3 protein-coding genes are annotated in these 4,584 nt (G+C 39.0%); all 3 read right to left on the bottom strand.

Translation table 11 applies throughout. The annotated features are described in order from the left end of the window. Nucleotides 1–351 precede the first annotated feature (351 nt). Nucleotides 352–1,980, bottom strand: coding sequence for a chaperonin GroEL (gene groL, locus K6D58_RS02740; RefSeq protein ID WP_296827314.1), 1,629 nt, complete (start codon nt 1,978–1,980; stop codon nt 352–354). Between the two features lie 162 nt (nt 1,981–2,142). Further along, nucleotides 2,143–3,165 (bottom strand): hypothetical protein, encoded by a 1,023-nt coding sequence (locus K6D58_RS02735; RefSeq protein WP_296827312.1) that lies wholly within the window; start codon nt 3,163–3,165, stop codon nt 2,143–2,145. Nucleotides 3,166–3,236: 71 nt separating this feature from the next. Then, nucleotides 3,237–4,584, bottom strand: a 1,348-nt coding sequence (thrS, locus tag K6D58_RS02730) for a threonine--tRNA ligase (RefSeq protein ID WP_296827311.1), incomplete at its 5' end; no start/stop codon positions are given.

The following is a 4,584-nucleotide window of genomic DNA, read 5'->3' as shown; positions in this document are numbered from 1 at the left end:
TGAGAGAGTATTTCTGCTCCATATTCAGGACCGGAGTCTTCTATCATCTTTGAATAATTAAAAATTAAATCTGAATACATACCTTATATTCTAATGCATTTTTTATTAAATCTGAATATTATTCAGCATTTACAGTAAAGGAGTAAACGGGGTTATTCCGGTAAAAAAATGTAAAATTATTACAAATACGTCGAGTCAAGGCACGCTCACGCTTAAAGCCTTGACTTCGCCGTTTTGAGGGTTTTGTAATAAACCCTCAATAAAAAAGCTCCCGCCTTCAATTAAGAAAGCAGGAGCCTTAAGTTAAAAAACAGGACAGCATAAATTAACTGTCCCTATTTAGGTTTTACATTAGTATCCCATTCCACCCATATCTGGAGCAGCAGGAGCTGCAGCAGGTGGTTCTGGAATATCTGTAATTGCACATTCAGTTGTAAGAAGCATACCTGCAACAGAAGCTGCATTCTGCAATGCACAACGGGTAACCTTAGCAGGGTCAATAATACCTGCATCCATCATGTTAACCCATTCACCCTTTGCAGCATTATATCCGACACCAGCTTTTTCTCCCTTAGCTTTGTCAGCAATAACTGCACCATCTACGCCTGCATTTTCTGCAATCTGGCGGATTGGTTCTTCAAGAGCGCGCTTAACAATCTGGAATCCAACCTTTTCGTCTCCGTAAAGATCAGCTTTATCTGCATCAAGAACTTTGCTTGCTTCGATAAGTGCAAGTCCACCACCAGATACAATACCTTCTTCAAGAGCAGCACGAGTTGCAGCAAGTGTATCTTCTACGCGGAATTTCTTTTCTTTCATTTCTGTTTCTGTGATGGCACCGATTTCAATAACAGCAACACCACCAGAAAGTTTAGCAAGACGTTCCTTAAGCTTTTCCTTGTCATAATCAGAAGTAGACTTTTCTACAGCAGCCTTAATTTCTGCAATGCGGGCAGAAATTGTATCCTTATCACCGGCACCGTCTACGATAGTTGTATTATCTTTATCAATCTTAACTGATTTTGCAGTACCAAGATCTTCAAGGGTTGCACTTTCAAGTTTAAGACCAAGGTCCTTAGTAATAACTTTACCACCAGTAAGGATAGCAATATCATTAAGCATTTCCTTTCTGCGGTCACCAAAACCAGGAGCCTTAACAGCAACACACTTAAGTGTTCCACGGATAGAGTTAACAACAAGAGTTGTAAGAGCTTCGCCGTCAACATCTTCTGCAATGATTACAAGAGGACGTCCTGTCTGAGCTACTTTTTCAAGTAAAGGAAGAAGATCCTTCATTGTGCTGATTTTTTCGTCATGAATAAGAATGTATGGATTTTCGTAATTGCATTCCATTCTGTCACGGTCATTTACAAAGTAAGCATTGATGTAACCGCGGTCAAACTGCATACCTTCTACAGTTTTAACAGTTGTATCCATGTTCTTTGATTCTTCAACAGTGATTACACCGTCTTTACCAACCTTTTCGATAGCTTCTGCAAGGATTTTACCGATTTCCGGGTCGTTGTTGGCAGAAATTGTTGCAACGTGAGTAATATCATCATTACCTTTAACTGCACGGCTGTTCTTTTTTACTTCTGCAATAGCAAGAGCTGTTGCCTTATCAATACCACGTTTAATTTCAATTGGAGTCATTCCGGCAGAAACTGCTTTAAGACCTTCACGAACAATAGCATAAGCAAGAACAGTAGCTGTTGTAGTTCCGTCTCCGGCAACATCATTTGTCTTTGAAGAAACTTCACGAACAAGCTGAGCTCCCATGTTTTCAAAAGGATCCTTTAATTCAACTTCTTTTGCAACAGAAACACCGTCCTTTGTAATAGTTGGAGAACCGTATTTCTTATCAAGCATAACAAGACGTCCGCAAGGTCCAAGTGTTACCTTAACTGCCTTTGCAATCTGCTCAACACCACTGAGCATCTTTTTGCGTGCTTCTTCACTGTAAACTAACTGTTTAGCCATTTTATCTGCTCCTATTTATTTGAAATAAAATACAATTTGTTATTGCACAAAATACTAAAAATCCGGGAATTTTGCAAATTTTTTTTATTTTTTATCATTAATATATGGCCATAAAAATACCCCGTCCTTAAGTGAACGGGGTATGTAACAGCAGCCTTTACTTTACTGAGCTACAACTGACTGAGCCTTTTCAAGGGCTTCCTTAAATTTAATTACCATTGCATAAGGATCACTTTCGTCATATACAACATAAGTTTCTACGTTCTTATCATTGTACATAGTAAATCCGCAGTGAACTGTTCCCGGGAATTCCCTGATAGCTGCAGGGTCTTTAGAATCACCGTTAACAATAGCCATAAAGTCTTCGTAAGCTGCCTTAAATTTGTTGATAACATTTTTGTTAAGGCTGCCTTTATAAGCAATTGTAAAGTCCATAAGACCCTTGCCGCCAACACCGTCAATATTTACAGAAGTTCCAACATAAAATACAAACTTAACATCTACATTGCTTGAGTTTATATATGTAAGGAGTTCTTCAAAATCAACTCCGTCCTCAAGACAGCTTTTATCTGCATTAATATAAACCTTTCCTGTTGCTCCCATAGCAATTTTGAGATCCTTGTAAGCAGATGAAGAAGCTTCTTTTGCAAGGAATTTTTTCATATCCATTGCTAATTCACTTTCATAGTCAAAGTCCAGGGTAATATCCACATTTTTTTCATCATCTTTGCTGTTGCTAAGAGCAAAGAAACCTGTTGTTACAGGAAGGTTAATGTTTACACCAAGTTTTGAGAAAGGCTTAAATGCTTTTTTAGGAAAGTTAATGGTAAAATCAATTTCAGAGTAGCCTTTTTCATTGTACAAATCAAGAAAAGAACCAGATTGATCATCAACTCTCATAGAAAATCTTTCCAGTTCTTCACTTAAATTGTCACCAGTTTCTGCAATAGCATACACAAATGCTTCTTCGTTTCCGATAGATGCACATTTTGTAATAAATGGATCTGTTGTAAGTGCTGCTTCCTTTGATTTTTCCTGATAAAGCTTATAAGACTCCTCATCAGTTACAAAAGTTTTGGCTTCAGACTTTTTAACGTCCTTTGGTGAGTACTGACTTATCTTTGTCTGTGCAAAAGACATACTAGCTGCGACAAAAGAAAGAAGTACAAGAGCAATTTTTTTCATATTTCCTCCATATAATTAAAAAAGGGGGCAAAACTAAAGTAAAAGCTTTTAATTTTGTCCCCTTTTATAAATTAAATACCGTTGTAATGTGTGCGAACCTTATCAAGTACGTATTCTTTAAATTCTGCAAGCTTCATTGTTTTCTGTGGAAGCTTGGAACTAAACCTGAAGCGAACTGTAACAGATTCGTCATTCTTTTCGTTTGCACCAACAACAAGAATATAAGGTGTTCTGTGTTCTGTAGAAATCATCTTAATCTTGTTCTTCATGTTGTCATCATCAGTGTAGGCATTTACGCGGATACCGGCTGCTGCAAGTTCATCTGCAACCTTCTGAGCATAATCATTAAACTCAGGGTTTACAGGAACAACTGCTGCCTGTTCAAAATGAAGCCATGCAGGGAAAGCACCGGCATAGTTTTCTATAAGAATACCCATAAAGCGTTCAAGAGAACCAAGAACTGCACGGTGAAGCATTACAGGGTGATGCTTCTGGTTATCAGCACCAATGTACTGGGCATTAAGACGCTCTGCACTAGGAAGCTGGTAGTCAAGCTGAATTGTACCACACTGCCATTCACGGCCAAGGGTATCGTAAAGCTTAAACTCAAGCTTTGGTCCGTAGAAAGCTCCTTCTCCAGGCTGAATCTCATAATCAAGACCGGCTGCATTACATGCTGCACCAAGTGCCTTTTCTGCACGCTGCCATGTTTCAAGGTCACCAACGTGATCTTCCGGCATTGTAGAAAGTTTTACTACAAGATTCTTATCAAAACCAAAATCCTTGTAAACATCTTTAAGAAGACGGCAGAATTTTGCAACTTCGCTTTCTACCTGTTCATCTGTACAAATAATATGAGCGTCGTCCTGAACAAATCCTCTTACACGCATAATTCCGTGAAGGGTTCCGCTAGGTTCGTTACGTACACAGTGTCCGAATTCTGCAAGACGTAAAGGAAGGTCCTTATATGAACGTGGGCGGCTGTTAAAAATCTCAAGGGCACCAGGACAGTTCATAGGTTTAATAGAAAAGATTCTTTTTTCTGATTCAGTTACGAACATGTTCTTCTGATAGTGACCCCAGTGACCTGAACGTTCCCAGAGGGAGCGAGGCATAACTGCAGGAGTATTTACTTCTTTATAACCGTCAGCAGTAACCTTCTGTCTCATGTAATCCTGAAGTGTTACATACATCTGCCATCCATTAGGGTGCCAGAAAATCTGACCTGGATCTTCCGGATCAATATGGAAGAGATCCATCTGAGTACCAAGCTTACGATGATCGCGTTTTTCTGCTTCTTCAAGCATTGCAAGATAATCTTTAAGATCATTTGGTTTATAGAAACAAACTGCATAAATACGGGAAAGCATAGCCTTGTCGCTGTCTCCCCTCCAGTAAGCACCTGCCATCTTTGTAAGC

The organism is Treponema sp. (assembly GCF_024696245.1).
In the GTDB taxonomy this organism is placed as follows: Bacteria; Spirochaetota; Spirochaetia; order Treponematales; family Treponemataceae; genus Treponema_D.
The sequence above is the reverse complement of the archived record's forward strand: the minus strand, read 5'-3'. Positions and strand labels throughout refer to the sequence as shown.

Bases quoted from the DNA above. Each gene is read 5' to 3' on its own strand.
- K6D58_RS02735 (WP_296827312.1), bottom strand. From the start codon at position 3,165: ATGAAAAAAATTGCTCTTGTACTTCTTTCTTTTGTCGCAGCTAGTATG.
- groL (WP_296827314.1), bottom strand. From the start codon at position 1,980: ATGGCTAAACAGTTAGTTTACAGTGAAGAAGCACGCAAAAAGATGCTC.